The organism is Acinetobacter halobius (assembly GCF_044130335.1).
GTDB lineage: Bacteria > Pseudomonadota > Gammaproteobacteria > Pseudomonadales > Moraxellaceae > Acinetobacter.
In genome coordinates, this window is sequence record NZ_JBIQOD010000025.1 from 14,016 (window position 1) to 38,465 (window position 24,450).

Here is a 24,450-nt window from a genome sequence, read left to right on the forward strand (position 1 = left end):
ATTCAACTTATTTGTTCTATGACCACTTCCTTTGAAAACGCCAAGCCTTTGTGCTTTATTCCTTGGGCTATTTTTCCTCCTGAACCTGAACTGCATTGACACAAAATTCGGCAATTTGTTTCACAAAGTAGTCTTTATGGTTTTGCTCAAACATTACACCTCGAGATGGGTTTAAAGGCTCTATCACCACAAAAGTCATGGCACCGACCACACAAAGTGCTGCGGTATTTAAGTCTTCAAAACCGAACTCGCCGTTAATTTTCCCTGCGGCCAGTATCTCTTTCATGCTCTGTTTAATCAGTTGTTTACTGCGAAAACGCTCATGTTCTAATTCAGCATCAACTGGTTCAAACATGAGTGAATACGCAAGTTGGGGGCTATTCATGGCACGCTTCACAAACGTGGTCACCGCTTTGTCTAATTTCTGTTTTGACGTCAGCTCATCACTTTCAGCAATGTGGTTCAAAATTTTCACCTCATGCTGAATGGCCTCCGAAAGAACCTCAATTAACACTTGGCTTTTGTTATCGAAGTAACGATATACCAAACCACTGGAAACACCTGCACGTTCAGCAATCGCTTGAATTTGTGCGTCCTTAATTCCCCCTTGAGCAATAAGTTCACGAGCAGATTGCAAAATCGCTTGGCGATTTTGTTCCATTCGTTCTTGCATCAACGATGATCTTTTATAACTCATAATTCTATTCTCAACCAGATAAAATGAATTGTAAATCAATTTGTGAATTTTAGTTCACTTTTTTAAAAATTCGATGTATTGTAAAAATCAAGCACAACAAAAATGCTTTATCAGGAACAACAAATACAATCATAGGATGAATGAAGAAATGACCTTCCAAAGCTTAACTTTCGGTTTAGATGAAACACTCATTGCACTGCGTGATTCCGTTGCGGCGTTTTGTGCCAAAGAAATTACTCCTATTGCCCAACAAGTCGATCAGAACAACAAATTCCCTGCTCAGCTATGGAAAAAATTTGGCGATATGGGCTTACTCGGTCTAACCGTCAGTGAAGAATATGGCGGTACAGGCCTAGGTTATTTAGCACATATCATTGCCATGCAAGAAATCTCACGTGCTTCAGCTTCGATTGGTCTTTCTTATGGTGCACATTCTAACCTATGTGTGAATCAAATTAACCGAAATGGCAGCGAGGAACAAAAACAACGTTATTTACCGAAGCTAATTTCAGGTGAGTATGTCGGAGCACTTGCCATGTCTGAACCGAATGCAGGCTCAGACGTAGTCAGCATGAAGCTCAAAGCTGAAGATTGTGGCGATCACTTTCTGTTAAATGGCTCAAAAATGTGGATCACCAATGGTGGCGATGCCGATGTGCTTGTGGTGTATGCCAAAACGGATCTGCATGCAGGCGCTAAAGGCATGACGGCTTTCCTTGTAGAAAAAGGCATGGAAGGTTTTAGCCACGGCACACATTTAGACAAATTGGGTATGCGTGGTTCGAACACCTACCCCCTGTTCTTTGACAATGTGAAAGTGCCAAAAGAAAACGTGATGGGTGGTGTAGGAAACGGCACCAAAGTGCTCATGAGCGGTTTAGACTACGAACGTGCTGTTTTAAGCGCAGGTCCTTTAGGCATTATGGATGCCTGCATGGATACCGTGATTCCGTATATCCATGACCGTAAACAATTCGGTCAAGCGCTCGGTGAGTTCCAGTTGATGCAAGGCAAAATTGCCGATATGTATTCGACTTGGTTGGCATGTAAAGCGTTGGTTTATGCCGTGGGTGCTGAGTGCGACAAGGCTGACCATAGCCGTAGCCTACGTAAAGATGCAGCCAGTGCAATTTTATATGCTGCGGAAAAAGCCACATGGATGGCAGGTGAAACCATTCAGACCTTAGGTGGAAATGGTTATATCAATGAATTTTCTGCAGGCCGTCTATGGCGCGATGCAAAACTCTATGAAATTGGCGCGGGAACTTCTGAAATTCGCCGTATGTTGATTGGCCGTGAACTGTTTAATGAAACAGCTTAACCCTCCACAACAATAAAAATGACAAGGATGTTCGTGATGAATCAATTACATAGCAAGATCAATATTCGAAGTGAAGACTTCAAAACCAACCAAACCGCGATGCAAAGCTTGGTCGATGACTTAAAGCAAAAAGCAGAACAAATTGCTTTAGGCGGCGGTGAAGCGGCGCGACAAAAACATTTGGCACGCGGAAAACTATTAGCACGTGATCGTATTGATCAGTTAATTGATGCAGGCACGGCATTCCTTGAAATTGGTCAGTTGGCAGCACAAAACGTCTATGCAGACGATGTGCCTGCGGCTGGTGTCGTTGCTGGTGTAGGTCAGGTCAATGGTGTGACCTGCATGATCGTCGCCAACGATGCGACAGTAAAAGGCGGCACGTACTACCCACTGACTGTGAAAAAACACTTACGTGCTCAAGAAATTGCAGAGCAAAACCATCTGCCCTGTATTTATTTGGTTGACTCAGGTGGTGCCTATTTACCGATGCAGGACGAGGTGTTCCCTGACCGTGATCACTTTGGCCGTATTTTCTACAATCAAGCACGCATGTCGAGCATGGGAATTGCCCAAATTGCGGTGGTCATGGGCAGTTGTACGGCTGGGGGGGCATACGTACCTGCCATGTCTGATGAAACCATTATTGTGCGTAACCAAGGGACAATTTTCTTAGGTGGTCCACCACTGGTGAAAGCGGCAACAGGTGAAGTGGTCAGCAGTGAAGACTTAGGCGGTGGTGATGTGCACACTCGCCTGTCCGGTGTGGCCGATCATTTGGCGGAAAACGATGAACATGCAATTATCATTGCCCGCAACATCGTGGCGAACCTGAATAAAACGCCACATACGCGTGCAACAGAGATTGAAGAACCGTTATTTGATGCAACAGAACTATATGGCGTTGTGCCAAGTGATGCACGCAAACCATTCGATATTCGTGAAGTAATTGCGCGTATTGTCGATGGTTCACGTTTTGATGAATTCAAAGCCCGCTTTGGCACCACCTTAGTCACTGGTTTTGCTAAACTTTATGGCATGCCCGTTGGCATTATTGCCAACAACGGTATTTTATTTTCAGAGTCTGCACAAAAAGGGGCTCACTTTATTGAACTCTGTACGCAGCGCAATATTCCCCTACTGTTCCTCCAAAACATCACTGGCTTTATGGTCGGTCGCCAATACGAAAATGAAGGTATTGCAAAAAATGGCGCCAAACTGGTCATGGCTGTTGCAACTGCGAACGTACCGAAACTCACTCTTGTGATTGGTGGTTCATTTGGTGCAGGCAACTACGGTATGTGTGGTCGTGCATATTCACCACGTTTCATGTGGACATGGCCGAACTCGCGTATTTCGGTCATGGGTGGTGAACAAGCGGCAAGTGTATTGTCGACCCTAAAGCGAGATCAAATTGAAAAACGTGGCGAGTCTTGGTCTGCGGCAGAAGAAGATGATTTTAAACAACCTTTTCGCGATCAGTTTGAACGTCAAGGCCATCCATATTATGCATCGGCGCGTTTGTGGGATGACGGTGTGATTGATCCTGCACAAAGCCGTCAGGTGCTCGGTTTAAGTTTAGCCGCAGCCCTAAATGCACCCATTCAACCGACCAAATTCGGCGTGTTCCGCATGTAGGAGATAAGCGATGAGCTTTCAATATTTACAACTCGAACAACGCGACCAAGTGGCAACGGTATGGATTAATCGTGCAGAAATGCATAATGCTTTCAATACTCAAGTGATTGAAGAACTACACCGCTGCTTTAGCGAACTCAATACGCGTGATGATGTCCGTGTCGTGATTTTAGCTGGACGTGGCAAAAGCTTTTCGGCGGGTGCAGACCTGAACTGGATGAAAGAAGCAGGACAAGCCTCACAGGCTGAAAATGAAGCCGATGCATTAAAACTGGCGAAAATGCTACAAAGTTTAGCGACATTAAAACAACCGACCATCGCCCGCGTACAAGGCATTGCTTTTGGTGGTGGCATGGGACTGGCTTCTGCCTGTGATATTTGTGTCGCAAGCAGTGATGCTAAGTTTGCGACCTCTGAAGTGCGCTTAGGTTTAGCCCCTTCAACCATTAGCCCTTATGTGATTCGTGCGATTGGCGCACGTCAAGCTTCACGCTACTTTTTAACCGCAGAACGTATTTCTGCGGAACAAGCGCTACACATTGGTCTGGCGCATGTGGTGGCCGATGCTGAACAGTTGGATGAAAAAGTCGCAGAAATGGTCGATGCCTTACTTTTGGGTGGGCCAGAAGCACAAACAGCTTCAAAACAACTTATCCAAATGGTCTATCAACACGTGTTAACCGAAGCATTGTTGTTGCAAACCGCACAACATATTGCCCATGTACGCCAAGGATCAGAGGCGAAAAATGGCTTAAATGCTTTTTTAAATAAACACAGTCCAGTCTGGATCAAGACGACGGCATAACAACAAGAAAGGATATCGATATGTTTAATAAAATCTTAATTGCAAACCGTGGTGAAATTGCTTGTCGTGTGATCCGAACTGCAAAAAAAATGGGCATTGCCACCGTTGCAGTCTATTCAGATGCTGACGCTCGGGCACAGCACGTGCAACAAGCGGACGAAGCCATTTATATCGGCGAATCTCCTGCTGCACAAAGCTACCTACAAATTGAACGTATTATCCAAGCTGCCTTAGACACAGGTGCAGAAGCAATCCATCCGGGTTATGGTTTCTTATCTGAAAATGACCAATTTGCCAATGCCTGCCAAAAAAACAACATTGTCTTTATTGGCCCACCTGTAGATGCCATTTTAGCCATGGGCCTTAAAGCCACCTCTAAATCTTTAATGGAAAAAGCAGGCGTACCACTGACACCGGGCTACCATGGCACCAACCAAGATCCTGATTTTTTAAAACAACAAGCCGATGCCATTGGCTACCCTGTGCTGATTAAAGCCAGTGCTGGCGGTGGGGGTAAAGGCATGCGTTTGGTTGATCGCGGCGAAGACTTTTTAAGCCATTTGGCTTCATGTAAAAGTGAGGCACGTTCAAGCTTTGGTAATGACGATGTTTTAGTTGAACGCTATGTGGTACAACCGCGCCATATTGAAGTGCAAGTGTTTGGTGATACGCATGGTAACTATGTGCATCTATTTGAACGCGACTGTTCAGTGCAACGTCGCCACCAAAAAGTCTTAGAAGAAGCGCCTGCACCCAAAATGGCAGAACCAAAACTCGAAGCCATGCGCCAAGCCGCTATTGATGCAGCACGTGCAGTAGATTATGTCGGTGCAGGTACAGTTGAGTTTATTGTGGAGCAAGACGGCACGGCCTATTTCATGGAAATGAATACCCGTCTGCAAGTTGAGCATCCTGTAACAGAGATGATTACAGGGCAAGATTTGGTGGAATGGCAACTACGTGTAGCTTTTGGTGAACCACTGCCTAAACAACAACACGAACTCAGTATTCATGGTCATGCATTAGAAGCGCGTGTCTATGCTGAAGAACCTGAAAAAGGTTTCTTACCTGCGATTGGTAAAATTCACTACCTGCACTACCCTCAGCAAAATGAGCATGTCCGTGTAGACAGTGGCATTGTTGAAGGGGATGAAATCACGACCTTTTACGACCCAATGATTGCCAAATTGATTGTTTGGGCGAAGAATCGTGAAGCAGCACTCACGCAAATGCACCATGCTCTCAGTCAGTTTCATGTCGATGGCTTGGGCAATAACATTGCATTCCTAGACCGTTTGGTCCGCTCAGAGTCGTTTAAAACCGCCAACCTAGACACCAACTTAATTCAACGTGAAGAAGCGTTTTTACTACAACACAATGAAACAGCCTCTTCAGAGCTCATCATCACGGCGGCATTGATTGAACTCTTGTCCCGCTTTGCCAACAATAAAACAGCTACAAATCCTGTTTGGCAAGCCGAGTCTCTATGGCGTTTAAATATTAATGCCAGCTATGCCATTAAACTGGCACTGAACGATGAAGAACATAAAGTCTATTTCAGCCCAACGGCAAAAGGCTTTACCGCAAAATACAATGGAAATAGCATTTTCATTCAAGGTGAATTGTTAGAGACACATTTAGCTAAAATTGAATGTGCAACAAGCAAAAAGACCTATGCTTATAGTTCAAGTCCGCAGGGCCTAACCCTATATGCAGATGGTCAAAGCTATAAATTTGCACATATTCAGCCTAACTTTAATACCGAAGATGATACTTCTGATGCCAATAACTTAAAAGCACCAATGCCAGGTGTGATTACGCAAGTCTTGGTACAAAACAACAGTACAGTGAAAAAAGATGAGGTTCTCCTCACGCTTGAAGCGATGAAAATTGAATATTCAATTCGTGCTCCACATGACGGCATTGTCTCTGCGGCTTACTTCCAAGTCGGTGATCAGGTCAAAGCGGGCGATGAATTGGTTGAGTTTTCAAGCTTGGAAGGTGCCGCATGAGTGAATTTGTCAGAATTGTTGAAGTCGGCCCACGAGATGGTTTGCAAAATGAAAAGACACCACTCACTTTGGATGACCGTCGTAAACTGATTTTAGATTTAATGCAGACAGGACTCAGTGCCATTGAAGTGGGCTCTTGTGTCTCTGCAAAGTGGGTTCCACAAATGGCACAGAGTGATGAACTCTTTGCCAGCTTACCTAAAGATCCGAATATCAGTTTTAGTTTATTGACTCCGAACTTAAAAGGGTTTGAGTCTGCATTGGCTGTCGGCTGTCAGGAGGTTGCTGTTTTTACCGCAGCCTCCGAAAGCTTCACTCAAAAAAACATCAATTGCTCCATTGATGAAAGCTTTGAAAAATTCGCAGACATCATGACTGCAGCGAAAGCTCATCACCTCAAAGTGCGTGGTTATGTGTCTTGTATTGTGGACTGCCCCTATGAAGGTGCAATTGCGCCGAGCAAAGTAGCGCACGTCAGTCAACGTTTGCTGGACATGGGCTGCTATGAAGTGTCCTTAGGTGAAACGATTGGCACAGCGACCCCTGATCGTGTGAAAAAAGTCTGGCAGGCGTGTTTAGCTGAAATGGATGCCGCGAGTTTAGCAGGACATTTTCATAATACTTATGGCATGGCCATTGCCAATATTTACCAGTCTTTAGAACAAGGCATTCGTGTATTTGACTCGTCCATTGCTGGTTTAGGCGGCTGCCCTTATGCCAAAGGTGCATCGGGCAATGTTTCCACAGAAGACCTTTACTACCTACTCTCCAATATGGGCTATGACACAGGGATTGATCTTGATGCACTGATGATTGCCAGCCAAAACATCAGCCAAGTACTACAACGTACCAATCCATCTAATTATGCCAATGCCTACTGGCAAAAGCGCTGTGCCTAAACCATTCAATTAATAACGAGAACACTATGGTCAATAAAGTTTATTCAAGTGCAAAGGATGCACTACAAGATGTGGTTCAAGATGGTCAAACCCTAGCGGTTGGTGGCTTTGGCTTATGCGGTATTCCAGAAAGTCTGATTGCGGCCTTAAAACAAACGGGCGTGAAAAACCTTACCTGTATTTCAAACAATGCAGGCGTCGATGGTTTCGGCTTAGGTCTCTTATTAGAAAGCAAACAAATCAAAAAAATGATTGCTTCTTATGTGGGTGAAAACAAAGAATTTGAACGTCAGTTTTTAAGTGGTGAACTTGAAGTGGAGCTCACCCCTCAAGGCACACTGGCAGAGAAACTCCGTGCTGGAGGTGCAGGTATCCCCGCCTTCTTTACCGCAACAGGTGTAGGTACACTCATTGCCGAAGGCAAAGAAGAGCGTGAGTTTAATGGCAAGCCTTATATTCTAGAAAACTCGCTCACCGCTGATATTGCACTCGTGAAGGCATACAAGGCCGATACTGCAGGTAACTTAACTTTCCGTAAAACCGCACAAAACTTTAACCCTGTATGTGCGATGGCTGGAAAAGTCTGCATTGTCGAAGTTGAGGAAATTGTTGAAATTGGCGCTTTAGACCCAGACCAGATTCACCTGCCAGGTATTTATGTCAATCGGATTGTGCTGAATGCAAACCCTGAAAAACGTATCGAACAACTCACATTAAAAGAGGAGGCTTAACCCATGGCTTGGTCTCGTAATGAAATGGCACAACGTGCAGCACTTGAGCTGGAAGATGGTTTTTATGTCAATTTGGGCATCGGCTTACCTACACTGGTGGCCAACTATATTCCTGAAAACGTCAACGTCTGGTTGCAGTCTGAAAATGGGTTATTGGGTATTGGCGAGTTTCCAACAGCCGAAACGGTCGATGCCGATTTAATCAATGCTGGAAAACAAACCGTTACCGCACGTCAGGGCGCTGCATTTTTCTCTAGTGCAGATTCTTTTGCCATGATCCGTGGAGGTCATGTCAACATCGCCATTTTAGGTGCCATGGAAGTCTCACAAAATGGCGATTTAGCTAATTGGATGATTCCAGGCAAAAAAGTCAAAGGCATGGGCGGCGCAATGGATTTGGTTGCTGGAGTGCAAAAAGTGGTGGTGCTCATGGAACACTCTGCAAAAGATGGTACACCAAAAATTGTCGAGCAGTGTAGCCTGCCCCTGACAGGTAAAAATGTCGTACATCGCGTAATTACTGACCTCGGTGTCATGGACATTACTCAGGAAGGTGTGAAATTAGTTGAACTGGCGAAAGATGTCAGTTTTGAAGACATTCAAAAAGTGACAGGTGTTCCCCTCATCCGCTAATTCGACATCATTTATACAATAGAAAAATAATCCTATGCCTTTAAAGCAGCGATCCTGTTTTTAAAGGTATGGTTCCCATACATGAATAAATGCCTGCTATTTTTAAACTAAACCAAAGATAAAACTTAATCCAAATAAGAAAAGGACGAATTCTCTTCGTCCTTTTCTTATTCTACAAATACTCAAAAAGTGTACTTATAGTGTAGGCTACTTAATTAAACACATTATTTAAATACACAACACGCTCGGTCGTTTTTTGGTTAAAGCACTTGGTATATTGCAATTGTTGATCTTGGGCACGTAACGCATCATCCCAATATTGTGACTGCTTTTGATAGGTTTCTTTTTCACTATCCGCCATTTGGTAGACACTTTTCTGAGAAATCACTTTACAGTCTACATCACGTTTTTCAAACCACTCGGTTTGGTCTTGTTGTAGCTGCTGTTTTTGTTCCTCAGTCAAGTTATCCCAAGTTTGATTCAGGCGTTCCACCACTTTAACTTGGTCTGCATCCAGTTCTTTTTTACGGATATTCATGGCTTTTTGAGCCAGTTCCATCTGCGCAACTTCTTGCTCGTTATACTGCTTCATATTCGCTTGGATTTCTGCATTTTCTTTTTCATAGGCTGCAAACTGCACTGCATTTTGTGTTACGAGAACCACACCATCAATCACACCATTTTGATTAGGTACGTTGAGGCTAATGCCCTCTTTATCTGTTTTTATGATGTTATAGCTAAATGCGCCTTGTAGCTGATCATTGTCCAAACGGAGTGAGTATTCACCATCTTCTAGGACATCGCGTAGAGTACTTTGATAACCATCTTCACACTCTTCACATGGACGCGCTAAAAATGCATTTTCAGCACGTTTCTGTAAACCTTTCGGGAAAATCACCACCAACTGGCTTTCACAGTCCAACTGCTTTGCTGTTTCTGGTTTTTCTGTGATTGTTGAAATGCCTTTAATTTCAAAACGAATGCCTTTATTAATTTGCGCTAATAGTTTTTCATCTGCCTCATATTCACGACTATCACGTAAACGGCGGTCTAAGGCTTTTAAATATTCCGTTTTTAAATGTGCTTGAATTTGTTCGACATTGGCAGGGGCTGTACAACTCCAATCCGACATATCTTGCGTCTCAGCAGCTGTTTCTGTTTTGTTCTCTGAACGATTGCAAGCACTCAAAAATAAGCTGCTCAAGATTAAGCTGGCAAAAATTGTTTTCTTCATCATTGTTATAAACCATAAGGTCGTTGTTTTCGCTGCGTATTTAACCAAAAAATAAAGCTTTACGCGAGTATATAAATAAAATAACCCTGCCTAAGCAGGGTTTAAATACCTTTTAATTAACCTTTTCAACACCACTTTCGCCTATTTCACGTACGACACCAGTGTCCGTATTTAAAACTTCAAACTCAATGCGGCGGTTTTTAAACTTACCTTCAGTGGTTTGATTATCTGCAATTGGCTTTTCTTGCCCATAACCGATCGCTCGAAGCTGTGCAGGATCGACACCTTTAAAAATTAAATAATCCACAACAGCTTGCGCACGGTTTTGCGACAAGGTTTTATTGATACTCGCATCTCCTGTTGCATCAGTATGTCCTATCACTGTCAGTTTGGCTTGAGGTGCTTTTTGCATTAGAGCCGCTGCCTGATCCAAAATCGACTTATTGGCATCGGGAACTGTAGATGAAGCCGTGTCAAAGTTGATAATTTGCAAATTTAATGCAGTCGCAACATCTAATGCTCGAATTTGCGCTGGGTTAATTTCAGCTAATGCACGTTCAGCATCACTAATACTGGTATCAATTGCACGATTCACATCTAGTGGTTGCTGTGTTGTAAGCTTCATATCCCTTAATAAAGGTTTAATTTGATCTACTATTTTAGCTGCATTGGCTGGATCGTTGGCTTGAATTGAGAGCTGATCACCCAACCAAGTAAGGTTAACATTTGGCACACCTTTTAGGGTACGCAAAACACTGGGGATCACGTCTTGATCAATAAACGCGGTATGATAAATATTCTGTGTATCAACCCCACATCCAATGCTGTTGTTAAAAGTTTGCTTCACTTCCTTTTGCAAAATTTCAACATAGCTGGCATTCCCCGATAAAATTTGGCAAGTCACCAGATCCCCTGTCGCCCCAGTTGTGATTTGAAATTTTGCAGGTTGGCTGGCGCTCACGTTATTGGCAGGTGTTATTTCTGAATCTGTTTTATCTGTACAGGTTCTAAAAATAAACGCGAACAACGCAGCTAAAATAATCAAAGCAAAGACTGGCAGTAAAAAAGAGCGTTTTTCTTCTGATTTAGAGCTATAGACACTTGTAGGTGAGACATGTGTAGCCTGCCCCTGTAAAGGATTTACCCCTAATCCAGACAGTAATGCTCTTGCCCACTCAGGCAGTGCATTGTTAATAGAAGCAGCATTCACCTGTAGCAAATGTAAAATCGCTTCGGGTTCAGAAGAACCTGCCTCTGTCGTTAAAAATGCCAAGGCAGGTGTAATCGAACGGCTCAAGGTACTTTCAATTTCATCGGTAGGGGCACTCCCCCTCACTTGTTCGAGAAATTGTTGCTTCAACCCTATATGTGATGCAAAAGCATCATTTAAACGTGGGTTGAGCTGCTGTTGAAATGCAGAAATTAACTCAGATTTTGACTTCAATACAGACAGTAAAATAGGTAAAAAAGATTGAATTGCTTGATTTTTTTCAAGTAAATGTTGTGTATCCCCTTCTAAAACAATAGCAGAGACATTTTGTTTTAGTAAATCCATAAAATCGACATTCATGAAATCTTACCCCCACTTTTTTCGCATTGTTTTCATTGTCATTTTTTAGTTTATCTGCTCATTTTTTGTACTTTGTAAAATATTGTATTTACATTACTTTTCGTCAAATCAATAAAAAAGCCAGCCTAAGCTGACTTTTTAGTCGATTTTGAAATATAAGCTGGAACTTAAGAAATAAAAGTTTTTATAACTTTACCTTTCACGACTTGATTGATTAAAGGTGTATTTTTCCCTTGCGACAAAATATTGTCTTTATTCACAATCCAATCTAACTCTGGGTCAACCAATACCCAGCCTGCTTCAACAGTCCAACGTTCAAGCATATTTGCTACTGTTGCTGGTGCAGTTGTGACTTTCTCAACCCATTCCAAAGGACTAAATAAACCTTCGCGTACCAATTGCACACCGAAAGCCACATAGGTATCAAAAGCGCTAATGCCTGGCTGTGTTTCAGCAAATGGCGCTAGCTTTGCAGAACTGCTCAATGGTTCATGATGGGTACAAATTGCGTCGATCACACCATTTTTCACACCTTGGCGAAGGAACTCTTTATCTGACTCAGCACGTAGTGGTGGACGAACATGCGCAAGTGAGTTGAAACCATCAATCAACTGATCTGTTAAGTGCAGTTGATGCATCGCCACATCGCAAGTGACTGGCAGGCCTTTATCTTTAGCAATCTTGATCAAATTCACAGAAGCACCTGTAGACAGCAAACCAAAGTGTGCACGAACACCCGTTGCTTCAATCATCAACAAATACTTGGCAATCGCAATGGTTTCAGCAATTGCAGGAATCATCGGCAAACCTTGACGGGATGCAACGAAACCCTCGTGCACACAACCATCTTTGGCAATTTGTGGTTCCTCTGCATAAAACACCACAGTCATGCCTAGGCCTGCTGCATACTCTAAAGTACGTAGTACAACATCATCATCTGCAAAAGGCGCATTGGCATTTGACACTGCCGTACAACCGCCCTTTTTCAAACCTGCCATATTTGCAGGTTGCTTGCCTTGTAAGCCTTGGGTTTGGGCACCAATCACTTCTAGATAAATACCGCCATCCAACATGGCTTTTTCCATCAGACCATGAATCAAAGCACCATTGTCTTGCACAATCGGTTTTGAGTCTGGCGGTGTAAACACATGCAAAATACCATTTTCACGCGCAGCACGACCTTCTGATTTTAATGTCCCGTGCTGTTGCTGACCTGGCTCACGTAGGCGTGCACATAAGTCCACCATGGTTGGCATCAACCACTTGCCTTGACCATCAATTGTTTCAGTGACATTGGCTGTTTCAGCAACCAATTTGCCATTCTCGATATACACCGTTTGAGCCGTATCTGTTTGATGAATTGGGTCAAGAACACGTACATTTTCAATTTTTACAACAGTCATGACTTATTTCCTTACACCGCAATCGCGTCTAACAAACCTTGCTCTTGCAGTTGACCTTGCATTGCAAGCGCCAAAACTGCCATACGTACTGCAATCCCGTTGGTCACCTGATTTAAAATCACCGACTGTGGGCCATCGGCAATACTGGAATCAATCTCTACACCACGGTTCATAGGCCCCGGATGCATCACGATGCAATCAGGTTTCGCCATCGCAAGGCGTTCTTTGTTTAAACCGTACATTTTATAGAATTCAGCTTGAGATGACAGCGCAGGCGAATCAATACGTTCATTTTGAATACGTAGGGTAATAATCACATCGCAGTCTTTAATCCCTGCTTCCATGTTATTAAAGAGGCGTACACCTTCACCATATTCATCAAAACCATAGGGCAACAGTGTATTCGGTGCAATCACGCGAATGTCTTTACAGCCCAAAGTTTGTAATGCAGCAACATCTGAACGTGCAACGCGTGAATGTTTAATATCACCAATGATAGCAATTGAAATATCTTCAAATTTCTTTTTGGTTTCACGGCGAATGGTTAACATGTCCAACATGGCTTGTGTTGGATGTGCATGACGACCATCACCTGCATTAATAATTGCGACATGTGGACAAACAGTTTGGGCAATGAAATGTGCGGCACCTGACGATGAATGACGTACCACAAAAATATCTGCCGCCATCGCTTCTAAGTTCCACAAAGTGTCTCTTAGCGTCTCACCTTTGGAAGTACTCGAACGTGCGATATCAATATTTAATACATTTGCAGAAAGACGTTTTGCAGCAGCTTCAAAAGTGGTACGAGTACGGGTTGAGTTTTCAAAGAAGAGATTCATGACCGTTCGACCTTCTAAGAGGTTGTTCGTCATCAGCTGATTTTGGTCATTAAAAAAGGACTGCGCAGTGTCCAATATTTTTGTAAGAGTTTCTTTAGAAAGACCTTCGATGGTAAGGAAGTGTTTGAGATGACCATCTTGGTTGAGTTGAATCTGACTCGGAGTATGCAGTGCTGCCAAGTGCATGAGAGATTCCTTCTACGTTAAGTTAACGCATTATACAGATTTTCTTTTTGATTTGGACCTCAGTTTAAAACAATTGCCTTAATTATCATCGGCTTCAAAACTAAGATTATGAAATTCTTATTTATTATTTCAATTAGTTAAATTAAACATTTTTTAGCATCTATTTTCTCAAAATTTTACTCAAATCCATTGAGGATCATCTAGCACATTGCACATTCTTTCACCGATACGTTTCGCATCGCTATAAAAAAGCCCTCTTTCGAGAGCTGATCAAATTTGAATGATTGTTATCGTAAAGCACCAATATAGTGATGCGACACTTGAGCTCGGTAAATTTCTTCTTCGGTTGCTCCTGACTCATAGCGACTGTTATTCATGTTTTTTGGTTTCTCGATAGCTTCTGGTTCCTCATAGTTGAATAAGTCCATAACACTATCTAAACGGCTCACCAAACGAATCAATTCGGCATCCTCTGTGCTTAAAGCCAACTCCGCCATTTGACGCGCATAACTTGGATTTTCAACTAAATAAAGCACATCAATTACGCGCCCCGATACACGGCGAAGACGTGCATAAAGTAAAGTTGCAATTGAAAAAGTATCAGCATGACTTACTACACCTCGGTCTAACTTGGTCGACATATTCTTCCCCTTTCAAATGAAAAATATTTACTGATGACTTATAAAAATCATTCAATAAATTAAACTTGCAAGGATTTAGCAAAATGCGTACCAAAAACGTTATTGTTCACATGGCAATTCATTTATTTTGCTATTTCCTAAAGCTAGAAGCACATTAAAAAAACCATTCAGAGGCAAAATACGTTAAACTTTAGCGAGTTTATTTTGTTTTATTTTGGTCTCTCAAATTTATGAATACCGCTTCACGTTTAAGCAGCTATTGGGTTACTTGTGCTGATGGGTTAGAAACCTTACTCCAAGAAGAATTAGAAGGTTTAGGTGTTCAAAACATTGAACGTTTCCCTGGGCGTTTAGTTTTCAAAGGCACTCTTGAGCATGCCTATCGCATTTGTATGTGGTCGCGTCTTGCATCACGTGTACTCACGCCTATTCACGTCCACGAATTAGAACGTAGTCATGATGCACGTGATGTTGCTGAAGAGCTCTATGAAGGTGCAATCAATTTTGATTGGTCTCTGATTTTTGCACCACAAAGTACCTTTGCTGTACGTTTACATATTGAACGTGAAATTAAGGTCAACAGCCAGTTTGCAACGCTACGTGTAAAAGACGGTATCGTCGATTCGTTTATGGAAGCTGTGGGTAAGCGCCCAAGTATTGACATTAAGCAACCTGAAATTACCATTTATGCACTCGCAGGCAAAACTGAACACACCTACTGTTTAGACTTATCTGGTGACTCACTGCATAAACGTGGCTACCGTCGTTATATGACCGATGCCCCAATTAAAGAGAACTTAGCGGCTGCGATTTTACAAAAAGCCAAGCTGCTGTCAAAAAGACCCGATATTTTCCTCGATCCAATGTGTGGTTCAGGGACATTCATTATTGAAGCGTTGATGATGCTGACAGACCGTGCACCCGGCTTAGTCCGTCGTTTCGGTTTCAATGGTTGGAATGGTCATAATCACGAACTATGGATAAGCATCAAAGCGGAAGCAGCTGATCGCCATCAAGCAGCTTTGGAGCAACCACTCCCTAAGTTCTATGCTTTTGATGCTGACTGGGAAGCAGTAAAAGCCACCAAACAAAACATCATCGCTGCAGGATTTGAACGTCTACTCGACCACATTCAAATCGAAGAACGGACTTTGGCAGATTGGCCAAACTTCGAAGCGGAAGGAAAAACAGCCTTTATTGTGACCAACCCGCCTTATGGTGAGCGCTTAGGCGATAAAGCGTCTAACCGTGCTTTATATTTAGGCTTATCTGCTTTATTGCAAAAAAACTTCCCAAATCAAACGGCAGCAGTCATCGCCGCAGCCGTTGAGCAAGCCGATGTATTGGCGCTGAACGACCCGCAAACCATGCGCTTGATGAATGGTAAACTGCCAATTTATGTGCGTTCAGGTTGTGTTAAGCCTGTGGCAGTAGTTAAACCTTTCTTGGAAACATGGCAGCCACAACAGTTTGAAGCAATTGAAGGCGCTGAAGACTTTGCTAACCGCTTGCAAAAGAACATGCAAACTTTAAAGAAATGGGCAGTGAAAGAGAACATTCACTGTTTGCGTTTATATGATGCTGATCTTCCTGACTTTAACGTCGCAGTCGATTTGTATGGTGATCGTCTCCACGTCCAAGAGTACGCACCACCGAAAAAAATTGATCCTGAAAAAGCCAAGAAACGTTTCAACCTTGCTTTACAGGCGATTCGTGCAGTAACAGGTTTAGGCCGTGATGCGATCTTTATCAAAACACGTGCTCGCCAAGAAGGTAAAAACCAGTACACCAAACAAAGTACAGCTTCGAAACGTTTTATCGTACAAGAAGGCAAAGCAAAAATCTTAGTCAACTTAACCGATTACCTAGATACTGGCTTGTTCTTAGACCACCGTCAAATCCGTCTACGTATTGCACAAGAAGCGCGTGGTAAGCACTTCTTGAACTTGTACAGTTATACCTCTACAGCCAGCTTACATGCAGCTTTAGGTGGTGCAGCAAGTACAACCAGCGTCGATCTGTCAAACACCTATTTGAGTTGGTCTAAAGAAAACTTCGTCTTGAATGGCTTAACGGTCGATCATGCCGATGAACAACACCAGTTCTTTGCCAGCGACTGTTTTGAGTGGTTGAAAGAAGGTCATGAACAGTATGATCTGATCTTTATTGACCCACCAACTTTCTCAAACTCAAAAAAGTTCTACGGTACCTTTGATGTACAACGTGACCATTTATCATTGCTTAAACGCGCCATGAACCGTTTAACCACAGATGGTACTTTGTACTTTTCAAACAACTACCGTGGCTTTGAAATGGACGAAGAAATTTTGGCGTTCTTTGATGTCGAAGAAATCACCAGTGAAACCATTGGGCCTGATTTCAAACGTAATCAAAAAATCCACCGGGCATGGAAAATCACCCATCCAAAAAATTAATGCATTAAAGATGAAACCTGATCTCATATTTCATCTTCATTAAATTTTACATTGGACAATTTTCAAAGATAAAAAGGGACGAAATACGTCCCCTTTTATTTGCTACAGCAACATATTTTGCATTATTCAGTGAGAAAATTGGTTTGCCCATATTTGTATTCAACTGACATTTTCATAGTATTACCTTCGCGTTTCACCTGACCTGAACTTTGCATTGTCGAAAGCATGCTTTCAACTTCTTGATCAGACATCGTTATCCCACCTTTTTGCAGATAATTATTCATGATGCGCGAGATCATATTTTTATCAAACTGAACATCTGCTTTATATTCCATTAAACTTGGCATCATTTTCACCATTCCCATCACAGTCGATTGGTGACTCGGCATAATACGCCCCGTCACATTCGCCTGAGCAACACCATCTCCGATAGCAAACTGGCTCTCTTTGGATTCAAAGCGGAAACCTTCATTGATCACGGCTAATAAAGCAGGCTCCATATCTTTTTCCACAGTCTCTTTGGCTAAGCAACTATTTTCACTTTTCGCCACAATATCAAACAGCGCCTGCATTTTTTGTCGATTCACATCGAGTACATTAAAATTAAACTGTAGATTTTGAATTGCAGGTGCGGCAGGCATTTTCATTTCATCTAAGCGTAGCATCATCTCAGTGTTTAAAACCCGATCCGTCAATTTGCTTTGCGTTTCTAGACTAAAATTTTTAATTTCAGCACTAATGGGTTTATTGATATCTCGATCTGACATTTTCAGCAGATCCATCTGGATTTTGCTTTCACCTGCTTCAAGATATTCGCCATTGAGCCCTTGGTTGGTTACTAGCTTTAACCCCACCATTTGCATATGCATATTGGGCTCGGTAATCGTGAAATTTGGAATTTCAAGCTGTAAATCCAGTATCTTAAGCTGTTGTTCTATCGGCTTTGCTCGAAACCGCAACGTCATTGGATCTAATCTAGACTGGAGTTGAGCTTCATTGCGGGTAATCACTGGTGTAGTCAATACACTATTCATGGTGCCTAACCAATTGACTTTCGTATCAACTTTGAGTGGTTCCTTCAACAAAGATTGGAGTGCTCCTGATGCCTGAGTAATTTTAATATCCGACTGGATCGCATATCCATTCCAACTACGCTGAATATTATCTTGACCACTTAATTTAACTACGTCTTTGGGTTTACACGGATCTGGTACTAATTCGGCACTCCATTTCGCACTCCCTTTTAAAGCACCCATTTGGAATTGTTGATACTGCAAATTCAAATTATTCGATTGTTTAGTGCCCTGTTGATAATAATCCTTTAGACTTTTATCTGCATAAAGATTACCACCAACTGCGACCACAGCCAGCGTCAATACGCCCCCAACACCCCACTTTAATTGACTCATTTTCTCTATCTCAATTTATTTACTTTTTATTAAAATAAATTATAAAGACAATTTTTAAATAAAGATAATTATTTTGCAAATAAAGCACTTAGATGCCATATTCATCACATAAATGTGAAAACCTACGTCACATTTATGCTTAAAAATGTCACCTTCTAACACTTCTATCCTGCCATAAAAAACCCAGCCGAAGCTGGGTTTTTTAATCTCAACAAATAAAATTAATCATTTGAATGGTTAATTCATTTTTACTTTATCGAAGCTGAGTTGACCATCTTGCGCTGTGACAACAATATTGTCTCCAGCAACAAATTCACCAGACAATATTTTTTGCGCCAAACTATTCTCAACTTGCTGTTGGATGGCACGTTTCAGTGGACGCGCACCATATACAGGGTCAAAACCAGCATCAATCAACAAATCAAAAGCATGATCATCGACTGTTAAACGCATGTCCTTTTCAACCAAACGAGCACGTAAACGATCCAATTGGATATCTGCGATACCTCGAATTTGTGCTTTTTTGAGTGAATGGAACACCACCAACTCATCAATACGGTTGATAAACTCTGGACGGAAATGTTGCGTCACGGCATTCATGACTACTGCTCGCACTTCTTCATCAGATGGATTATCACCCAACTCGCGTACATCACTTGAACCAAGATTAGATGTCATCACAATTACAGTATTTTTAAAGTCAACCACACGACCTTGCGAATCTGTTAAGCGACCATCATCCAATACCTGGAGCAAGATGTTAAACACATCTGGATGTGCCTTTTCCACTTCATCAAATAACACCACACTATACGGTTTACGGCGTACAGCTTCGGTTAAGACACCACCTTCTTCATAGCCCACATAACCTGGAGGCGCACCCACCAAACGGCTGACCGAGTGTTTTTCCATAAATTCAGACATGTCAATTCGAATCATGGCATCATCACTATCAAACAAGAAGTTTGCCAGTGCTTTAGTCAACTCTGTTTTACCAACACCCGTTGGACCCAAGAATAAGAACGAGCCGCTCGGTCGGTTCGGATCAGATAAGCCAGCACGCGAACGACGAACCGCATTGGATACTGCAACCACAGCCTCATTCTGCCCAACGACACGATTATGCAAGAACTCTTCCATATGGAGAAGTTTCTCACGTTCACCTTGCATCATTTTTGCCACAGGAATACCCGTTGCAGCACTAACAACTTCTGCAATTTCGTTGTCAGTAACTTTGTTACGTAGTAGTTTCGGCTCCTCTTTCTCCTCCACCACTTCTTCTTCATTGAGGCGTTTTTCCAACTCTGGAATCACACCATACTGAAGACGAGACATTTCGCCTAAGTCATTTTCACGCTGTGCTTTTTGCAACGCAATACGGGCCTGATCCAATTCAGCCTGAACTTGTTTGGTGCCTTCAACTAAAGTTTTCTCAGCTTTCCAGACTTCTTCCAAGTCATTGTATTCACGTTGAACTTCACTAATTTGCTTTTCAAGATGTACAACTTCCGCACGGCTGCCAACATCTTCATCTTTTTTCACTGCTTCAAGTTGCAGTTTCAATTGAATTAAACGGCGTTCAAGTTTATCCAACGCTTCAGGCTTAGAATCTAGCTCCATTTTGATACGAGAAGCCGCTTCATCAATCAAATCAATCGCTTTATCTGGCAATTGACGGTCGGTGATGTAACGATGTGACATTTTCGCTGCTGCAATGATGGCAGAGTCTAAAATTTTTACACCATGGTGCACTTCATAGCGTTCTTTCAAGCCACGTAAAATCGCAATAGTGTCTTCTACACTCGGCTCATCGACCAAGACTTTTTGGAAGCGACGTTCTAATGCGGCATCTTTTTCAATGAATTGGCGATATTCGTCTAAGGTCGTCGCACCCACACAACGTAGCTCACCACGTGCGAGAGCAGGTTTTAGCATATTACCTGCATCCATCGCGCCCTCGCCCTTACCTGCGCCTACCAGTGTGTGTAATTCATCAATAAACAAAATGACTTCACCATCTTGTTTTGCTAAATCTTTCAATACTGCTTTTAAGCGCTCTTCAAACTCGCCGCGGTATTTAGCACCAGCAAGCAAAGACCCCAAGTCCAAAGATAAAACTCGTTTACCTTGTAAACTTTCAGGCACTTCACGGTTAATAATTCGCTGAGCTAAACCTTCTACAATTGCAGTTTTACCCACCCCAGGTTCACCAATCAACACTGGGTTATTTTTAGTACGACGTGACAACACTTGGATGGTACGACGAATTTCATCATCACGCCCAATAACAGGATCTAATTTCCCTGCCAATGCACGCTCAGTTAAATCAATCGTGTACTTATTCAGAGAATCGCGTTGATCTTCATGATTGTTGCTCATGACTTTCTCATCACCTCGAATTTTTAAAATGACTTGGCGCAGGTGGTCTGGTTTAACACCCACACTATTTAATAAGGTTTTGGTTGCACCTACTTCAGCTAAAGCTTGTATTACCCAATCAGTAGATAAAAACTCATCACCTGCTTTTTGCGCAAAACTATCTGCCAAATTCAATGCTTTGACAGCGTCTGCACTGAGGTTGACATCACCTGTCGGATTCGACAGAGTTGGCGCATCAGCAAGGGCTTGCTTTAATTTGGCTTGTAATTCAGGCAGATTAGCACCTGCTTGTTGCAACAAACTCAGATTTGAGGTTTCTTCCAACAAGGTTGATAAAATATGAATTCCCTCAATTGCGGTATGGTCTTTCCCCATTGCAAGTGATTGAGCATCTGAAAGAGCTTGCTGTAAGCGGTTTGTGAATTTTTCAAATCGCATTCTTGTTTTCCTCACAACAAATTTTGAACTTGATGGATATATGGGAACGAATACTCAGAATTCAATTCAAATTTAATTAACTTTTCTACATTTTATTTTATTTTTCATTAGTTTATCTTAACAACAAACAAATAGAACTTAATCATAATATGGGTTCCCCATGTACATTTTTCAAGCATAAGCTTGCATTTTTTGTCAAAGCGAAATGGCCGATAGATTTAAATGGGCTAAACCTAGAATCATTTGATCAATTATTAGACAAACAAACAACTCTTTTTTCTATTTATCCATGTAACGAACTGTGTACCAGTTTACGGAATGAAAACAAAAGCGTGAAGCATGAAAAAGGCCGATCATCAGATCAGCCTCAAATGACTTAAAAGTCAGGGATTAATTTGCTTCAATAATCTCAAAATCATGGGTGATTTCTACGCCACCATCCATCAACATTTTGCTCGCAGAACAGTACTTTTCTGCCGATAATTCCACAGCTTTTGCGACTTGTTTTTCCTTCACTGCATGACCAGTAATCACGAAATGTAAGTGAATTTTTGTGAACACTGCGGGGATGCTATCTGCACGCTCTGCCTTGAGTTCACAGCGAACATCCGTTATTTCTTGACGTGATTTTTTAAGGATAGTCACGATGTCAAAAGAAGCACAACCTCCGAGTCCTGTCAGGATCAATTCCATTGGTCTTGGACCACGGTTTTCACCACCATATTCGGGTGAACCATCCATGATGACACTGTGACCACTTTGAGTTTTTGCTTCGAAAGCAACATTCTCTAACCAATGAACAGTTGTTTGCATTGCAACTACCTAAAAAAAGCTATAAATTGACGAAGTACCTGTACACTACCATAAATTGAGTTGATAAGGAATTTCAGCTCTGACTGTGTGACAAGTTCACTCTAGGTCTGTGCGATCTATAATTTATCCATTTTCGGAACCGTTAGCATGACTTCAAGCTTTTCACAATTAAGCACTGATGCGCTGTCTCCAGGTCAACTCCCAGAGTCAGTGAAAGCACTATTAAAACGCGCATATATTAATCGTTATCCAAAGCGCACAACGATCGTAGATGCTGGCTCAGAATCTAAATCGTTATATTTGATTTTAAAAGGTTCGGTCTCTATTATTTTGCGTGAAGACGATGAACGCGAAATTGTTGTTGCGTATTTAAATGCGGGTGACTTTTTTGGTGAAATGGGTCTATTCGAAGCAAATTCACAGCGTACTGCTGAAGTACGTACACGTGACGTTTGTGAAATTGCTGAAGTGACTTATGAAAACTTCCATGAATTGAGCAAACAATACCCAGACCTCAGCTATGCAGTTTTTGCACAGCTTGTGCGTCGTCTAAAAAACACCACGCGTAAAGTCACTGACCTTGCATTTATTGATGTTTCAGGTCGTATTGCACGTTGTCTTATTGACTTATCTGCTCAACCAGAAGCAATGATCTTACCTAATGGCCGTCAAATCCGTATTACGCGTCAAGAGATCGGTCGCATCGTTGGTTGCTCGCGAGAGATGGTTGGTCGTGTTTTAAAAACATTAGAAGACCAAGGGATGATTGAGACTGATGGTAAAGCTATCTTAATTTTTGATGCCTCTTTAGAAGAATCCAAAGCCCATGCTGAAGATTATGATGACGAAGAATAAAATTTATTCTTCGTAGCTGATACAGCCAAAAGCAGATCTTCGGATTTGCTTTTTTTATGCCTTCAATTCGTAACTGCTTTGACAAAATCGTGACAAACTTTGTAAAAATAGTGATTTAACCTACTGTTGATAATTGTTTAATCTTATTCGACCCCAAAGCACAGTCCATAAAGGAAATGTTGAATGCAATTTAAACCCTTAGCCAATACAGGCATTTTGGTTCCTGAAATTTGTCTCGGCACCATGACCTTTGGTGAACAAAATACGCAAGCTGAAGCCTTTGAGCAACTTGACTATGCTTTAGCACAAGGCATCAATTTTTGGGATACTGCAGAAATGTATCCAGTTCCACCCAAGCCTGAAACGCAAGGCGCAACGGAAGTCATTATTGGACAATGGATTGCGCAGCGTGGGGGACGTGACAAACTTTTTTTAGCTTCTAAAATTGCTGGCCCATCTCAAGGTGGCAGTCATATTCGTGACGGACAAACCCGTTTTAATGCCAACGACATTTCTTCTGCGCTAGATGACAATCTAAAGCGTTTACAGACCGATTATATTGATTTGTACCAATTACACTGGCCACAACGTCCGACCAACTTTTTCGGCAAATTAGGCTATGAAAATGATGAAGCTCACAGCACCAAAACCGTAACATCTCTAGAAGAAACTTTACTTGCGCTCGAAGCTGAAATTCAAAAAGGTCGTATCCGTTATATTGGTTTGTCTAATGAAACGCCATGGGGAACCATGAAATTTTTACAGATTGCAGAGCAACTTGGTCTGTCTAAATTTGTAAGTGTGCAAAACCCTTACAACTTACTCAACCGCACTTACGAAATTGGGATGTCTGAAATTGCGAAATATGAAGGCGTTGGTTTACTCGCCTACTCCCCACTCGCTTTTGGTTACCTCACGGGAAAATTCCGCAATGGCGCGCGCCCAGCGAATGCTAGAGTAACTCTTTTTAGTCGCTTTAGTCGTTATAGCAACCCTGAGAGTGAATGGGCAACGGAACAGTATGCTCAACTGGCTGAACAACATGGTTTAACACCTACACAACTGGCTTTAGCCTTTATCAAACAACAGTTCTTTGTGACCAGTACTATTATTGGCGCAACAAACTTAAACCAACTAAAAGAAAATATTCAAGCTTTTGAGATTGATTTATCAGAAGAGGTTTTACAAGGTATTCAAGCCATTCATCAGCAACAGCCAAACCCAGCACCCTGAGTAATACAAGAAAGCACTGCTTTATTGTATGACTCAGACTATATCTGTACTGCTTCTATTGGAGTGATAAGTGTAATGTTTGAATCACTACTTCACCTGTCACAAATAATTTATGATTTTTTAAAATGCTAAACTGATATTAAAAAAGGACGCCTTAGCGCACTGCTGTCCCACAAATATCACAAGAAGAACCTCAGTTGAGGTTCTTCTTGCTTATTCCACTTTTTGTCAGGTAAAAACAGAGCCTTCAATGGTTTCCTTTCAAATAAGTTCACC

19 protein-coding genes are annotated in these 24,450 nt (G+C 42.1%); 10 read left to right on the top strand and 9 right to left on the bottom strand.

Annotated features, from left to right (window positions below):
* Positions 1-67 precede the first annotated feature (67 nt).
* The gene (locus ACE01U_RS15770) at positions 68-697 is read right to left on the bottom strand and encodes a TetR/AcrR family transcriptional regulator (protein ID WP_086207833.1); all 630 of its coding nucleotides are present in this window, start codon (positions 695-697) and stop codon (positions 68-70) included.
* 148 nt (positions 698-845) lie between these two features.
* Here ACE01U_RS15770 and ACE01U_RS15775 point away from each other — a divergent pair, with 148 nt between their 5' ends.
* The 7 genes from ACE01U_RS15775 to ACE01U_RS15805 are packed head-to-tail and all read left to right on the top strand — an operon-like array spanning position 846 to position 8,736.
* A complete protein-coding gene (locus tag ACE01U_RS15775) occupies positions 846-2,018 on the top strand; it encodes an isovaleryl-CoA dehydrogenase (RefSeq protein ID WP_110975294.1) in 1,173 nt (390 codons plus the stop codon).
* A 36-nt stretch (positions 2,019-2,054) separates the two neighbouring features.
* Positions 2,055-3,656: a carboxyl transferase domain-containing protein gene (locus tag ACE01U_RS15780; protein WP_110975268.1), complete on the top strand. Its 1,602-nt coding sequence runs from the start codon at positions 2,055-2,057 to the stop codon at positions 3,654-3,656.
* Between the two features lie 10 nt (positions 3,657-3,666).
* Entirely contained in the window at positions 3,667-4,461 is a 795-nt protein-coding gene (locus ACE01U_RS15785) for an enoyl-CoA hydratase/isomerase family protein (protein WP_395579908.1), read from the top strand.
* A gap of 20 nt (positions 4,462-4,481) precedes the next feature.
* Positions 4,482-6,473, top strand: coding sequence for an acetyl/propionyl/methylcrotonyl-CoA carboxylase subunit alpha (locus ACE01U_RS15790; RefSeq protein WP_395579909.1), 1,992 nt, complete (start codon positions 4,482-4,484; stop codon positions 6,471-6,473).
* Positions 6,470-7,372: a hydroxymethylglutaryl-CoA lyase gene (locus ACE01U_RS15795; protein ID WP_395579910.1), complete on the top strand. Its 903-nt coding sequence runs from the start codon at positions 6,470-6,472 to the stop codon at positions 7,370-7,372. Before ACE01U_RS15790 ends, ACE01U_RS15795 begins: the two co-directional genes overlap by 4 nt.
* Before the next feature lie 26 nt (positions 7,373-7,398).
* A complete protein-coding gene (locus ACE01U_RS15800; protein WP_119063024.1) occupies positions 7,399-8,103 on the top strand; it encodes a CoA transferase subunit A in 705 nt (234 codons plus the stop codon).
* 3 nt (positions 8,104-8,106) lie between these two features.
* Positions 8,107-8,736: a CoA transferase subunit B gene (locus ACE01U_RS15805; RefSeq protein ID WP_010327116.1), complete on the top strand. Its 630-nt coding sequence runs from the start codon at positions 8,107-8,109 to the stop codon at positions 8,734-8,736.
* A 211-nt stretch (positions 8,737-8,947) separates the two neighbouring features.
* Here the strand turns inward: ACE01U_RS15805 and ACE01U_RS15810 are convergent, their stop codons facing one another.
* The 5 genes from ACE01U_RS15810 to ACE01U_RS15830 all read right to left on the bottom strand — a co-directional run bounded on the left by ACE01U_RS15810 (position 8,948) and on the right by ACE01U_RS15830 (position 14,612).
* Positions 8,948-9,970 (bottom strand): DUF1311 domain-containing protein, encoded by a 1,023-nt coding sequence (locus tag ACE01U_RS15810; RefSeq protein ID WP_171264400.1) that lies wholly within the window; start codon positions 9,968-9,970, stop codon positions 8,948-8,950.
* Positions 9,971-10,082: 112 nt separating this feature from the next.
* Positions 10,083-11,540, bottom strand: a complete 1,458-nt coding sequence (locus ACE01U_RS15815; RefSeq protein WP_395579911.1) for an OmpA family protein — start codon at positions 11,538-11,540, stop codon at positions 10,083-10,085.
* 167 nt (positions 11,541-11,707) lie between these two features.
* Positions 11,708-12,943 (bottom strand): dihydroorotase, encoded by a 1,236-nt coding sequence (locus ACE01U_RS15820; RefSeq protein ID WP_395579912.1) that lies wholly within the window; start codon positions 12,941-12,943, stop codon positions 11,708-11,710.
* Positions 12,944-12,954: 11 nt separating this feature from the next.
* Positions 12,955-13,971: an aspartate carbamoyltransferase catalytic subunit gene (locus ACE01U_RS15825; protein WP_086207842.1), complete on the bottom strand. Its 1,017-nt coding sequence runs from the start codon at positions 13,969-13,971 to the stop codon at positions 12,955-12,957.
* Positions 13,972-14,258: 287 nt separating this feature from the next.
* The gene (locus ACE01U_RS15830) at positions 14,259-14,612 is read right to left on the bottom strand and encodes a hypothetical protein (protein ID WP_110975262.1); all 354 of its coding nucleotides are present in this window, start codon (positions 14,610-14,612) and stop codon (positions 14,259-14,261) included.
* Between the two features lie 230 nt (positions 14,613-14,842).
* Between ACE01U_RS15830 and rlmKL the strand changes: the two genes are divergently transcribed.
* Positions 14,843-17,047 carry a bifunctional 23S rRNA (guanine(2069)-N(7))-methyltransferase RlmK/23S rRNA (guanine(2445)-N(2))-methyltransferase RlmL gene (gene rlmKL, locus ACE01U_RS15835; protein WP_395579913.1) on the top strand — a complete coding sequence of 735 codons (2,205 nt, stop codon included), beginning with the start codon at positions 14,843-14,845 and terminating at the stop codon, positions 17,045-17,047.
* A gap of 122 nt (positions 17,048-17,169) precedes the next feature.
* Here the strand turns inward: rlmKL and ACE01U_RS15840 are convergent, their stop codons facing one another.
* From ACE01U_RS15840 to ACE01U_RS15850, 3 genes are all read right to left on the bottom strand, one after another.
* Positions 17,170-18,456 carry a DUF945 family protein gene (locus ACE01U_RS15840; RefSeq protein WP_395579914.1) on the bottom strand — a complete coding sequence of 429 codons (1,287 nt, stop codon included), beginning with the start codon at positions 18,454-18,456 and terminating at the stop codon, positions 17,170-17,172.
* A 237-nt stretch (positions 18,457-18,693) separates the two neighbouring features.
* Entirely contained in the window at positions 18,694-21,273 is a 2,580-nt protein-coding gene (gene clpB, locus ACE01U_RS15845; protein WP_291374223.1) for an ATP-dependent chaperone ClpB, read from the bottom strand.
* 390 nt (positions 21,274-21,663) lie between these two features.
* Positions 21,664-22,086, bottom strand: coding sequence for an OsmC family protein (locus ACE01U_RS15850; protein ID WP_004982311.1), 423 nt, complete (start codon positions 22,084-22,086; stop codon positions 21,664-21,666).
* A gap of 147 nt (positions 22,087-22,233) precedes the next feature.
* Here ACE01U_RS15850 and crp point away from each other — a divergent pair, with 147 nt between their 5' ends.
* Together crp and ACE01U_RS15860 are read left to right on the top strand one after the other, a co-directional pair.
* Positions 22,234-22,941 (top strand): cAMP-activated global transcriptional regulator CRP, encoded by a 708-nt coding sequence (crp, locus tag ACE01U_RS15855; RefSeq protein ID WP_086207848.1) that lies wholly within the window; start codon positions 22,234-22,236, stop codon positions 22,939-22,941.
* A 183-nt stretch (positions 22,942-23,124) separates the two neighbouring features.
* Positions 23,125-24,174: an NADP(H)-dependent aldo-keto reductase gene (locus tag ACE01U_RS15860; protein ID WP_291374224.1), complete on the top strand. Its 1,050-nt coding sequence runs from the start codon at positions 23,125-23,127 to the stop codon at positions 24,172-24,174.
* Positions 24,175-24,450 lie beyond the last annotated feature (276 nt).

What these genes read in the sequence shown, in the direction of transcription:
- clpB (WP_291374223.1), bottom strand. Translation starts at nt 21,273, where the DNA reads ATGCGATTTGAAAAATTCACAAACCGCTTACAGCAAGCTCTTTCAGAT.
- ACE01U_RS15825 (WP_086207842.1), bottom strand. Translation starts at nt 13,971, where the DNA reads ATGCACTTGGCAGCACTGCATACTCCGAGTCAGATTCAACTCAACCAA.
- ACE01U_RS15795 (WP_395579910.1), top strand. Translation starts at nt 6,470, where the DNA reads ATGAGTGAATTTGTCAGAATTGTTGAAGTCGGCCCACGAGATGGTTTG.
- ACE01U_RS15840 (WP_395579914.1), bottom strand. Translation starts at nt 18,456, where the DNA reads ATGAGTCAATTAAAGTGGGGTGTTGGGGGCGTATTGACGCTGGCTGTG.
- ACE01U_RS15805 (WP_010327116.1), top strand. Translation starts at nt 8,107, where the DNA reads ATGGCTTGGTCTCGTAATGAAATGGCACAACGTGCAGCACTTGAGCTG.
- ACE01U_RS15810 (WP_171264400.1), bottom strand. Translation starts at nt 9,970, where the DNA reads ATGAAGAAAACAATTTTTGCCAGCTTAATCTTGAGCAGCTTATTTTTG.
- crp (WP_086207848.1), top strand. Translation starts at nt 22,234, where the DNA reads ATGACTTCAAGCTTTTCACAATTAAGCACTGATGCGCTGTCTCCAGGT.
- ACE01U_RS15775 (WP_110975294.1), top strand. Translation starts at nt 846, where the DNA reads ATGACCTTCCAAAGCTTAACTTTCGGTTTAGATGAAACACTCATTGCA.
- ACE01U_RS15780 (WP_110975268.1), top strand. Translation starts at nt 2,055, where the DNA reads ATGAATCAATTACATAGCAAGATCAATATTCGAAGTGAAGACTTCAAA.
- ACE01U_RS15790 (WP_395579909.1), top strand. Translation starts at nt 4,482, where the DNA reads ATGTTTAATAAAATCTTAATTGCAAACCGTGGTGAAATTGCTTGTCGT.
- ACE01U_RS15815 (WP_395579911.1), bottom strand. Translation starts at nt 11,540, where the DNA reads ATGAATGTCGATTTTATGGATTTACTAAAACAAAATGTCTCTGCTATT.
- ACE01U_RS15770 (WP_086207833.1), bottom strand. Translation starts at nt 697, where the DNA reads ATGAGTTATAAAAGATCATCGTTGATGCAAGAACGAATGGAACAAAAT.
- rlmKL (WP_395579913.1), top strand. Translation starts at nt 14,843, where the DNA reads ATGAATACCGCTTCACGTTTAAGCAGCTATTGGGTTACTTGTGCTGAT.
- ACE01U_RS15820 (WP_395579912.1), bottom strand. Translation starts at nt 12,943, where the DNA reads ATGACTGTTGTAAAAATTGAAAATGTACGTGTTCTTGACCCAATTCAT.
- ACE01U_RS15850 (WP_004982311.1), bottom strand. Translation starts at nt 22,086, where the DNA reads ATGCAAACAACTGTTCATTGGTTAGAGAATGTTGCTTTCGAAGCAAAA.
- ACE01U_RS15785 (WP_395579908.1), top strand. Translation starts at nt 3,667, where the DNA reads ATGAGCTTTCAATATTTACAACTCGAACAACGCGACCAAGTGGCAACG.
- ACE01U_RS15860 (WP_291374224.1), top strand. Translation starts at nt 23,125, where the DNA reads ATGCAATTTAAACCCTTAGCCAATACAGGCATTTTGGTTCCTGAAATT.
- ACE01U_RS15830 (WP_110975262.1), bottom strand. Translation starts at nt 14,612, where the DNA reads ATGTCGACCAAGTTAGACCGAGGTGTAGTAAGTCATGCTGATACTTTT.
- ACE01U_RS15800 (WP_119063024.1), top strand. Translation starts at nt 7,399, where the DNA reads ATGGTCAATAAAGTTTATTCAAGTGCAAAGGATGCACTACAAGATGTG.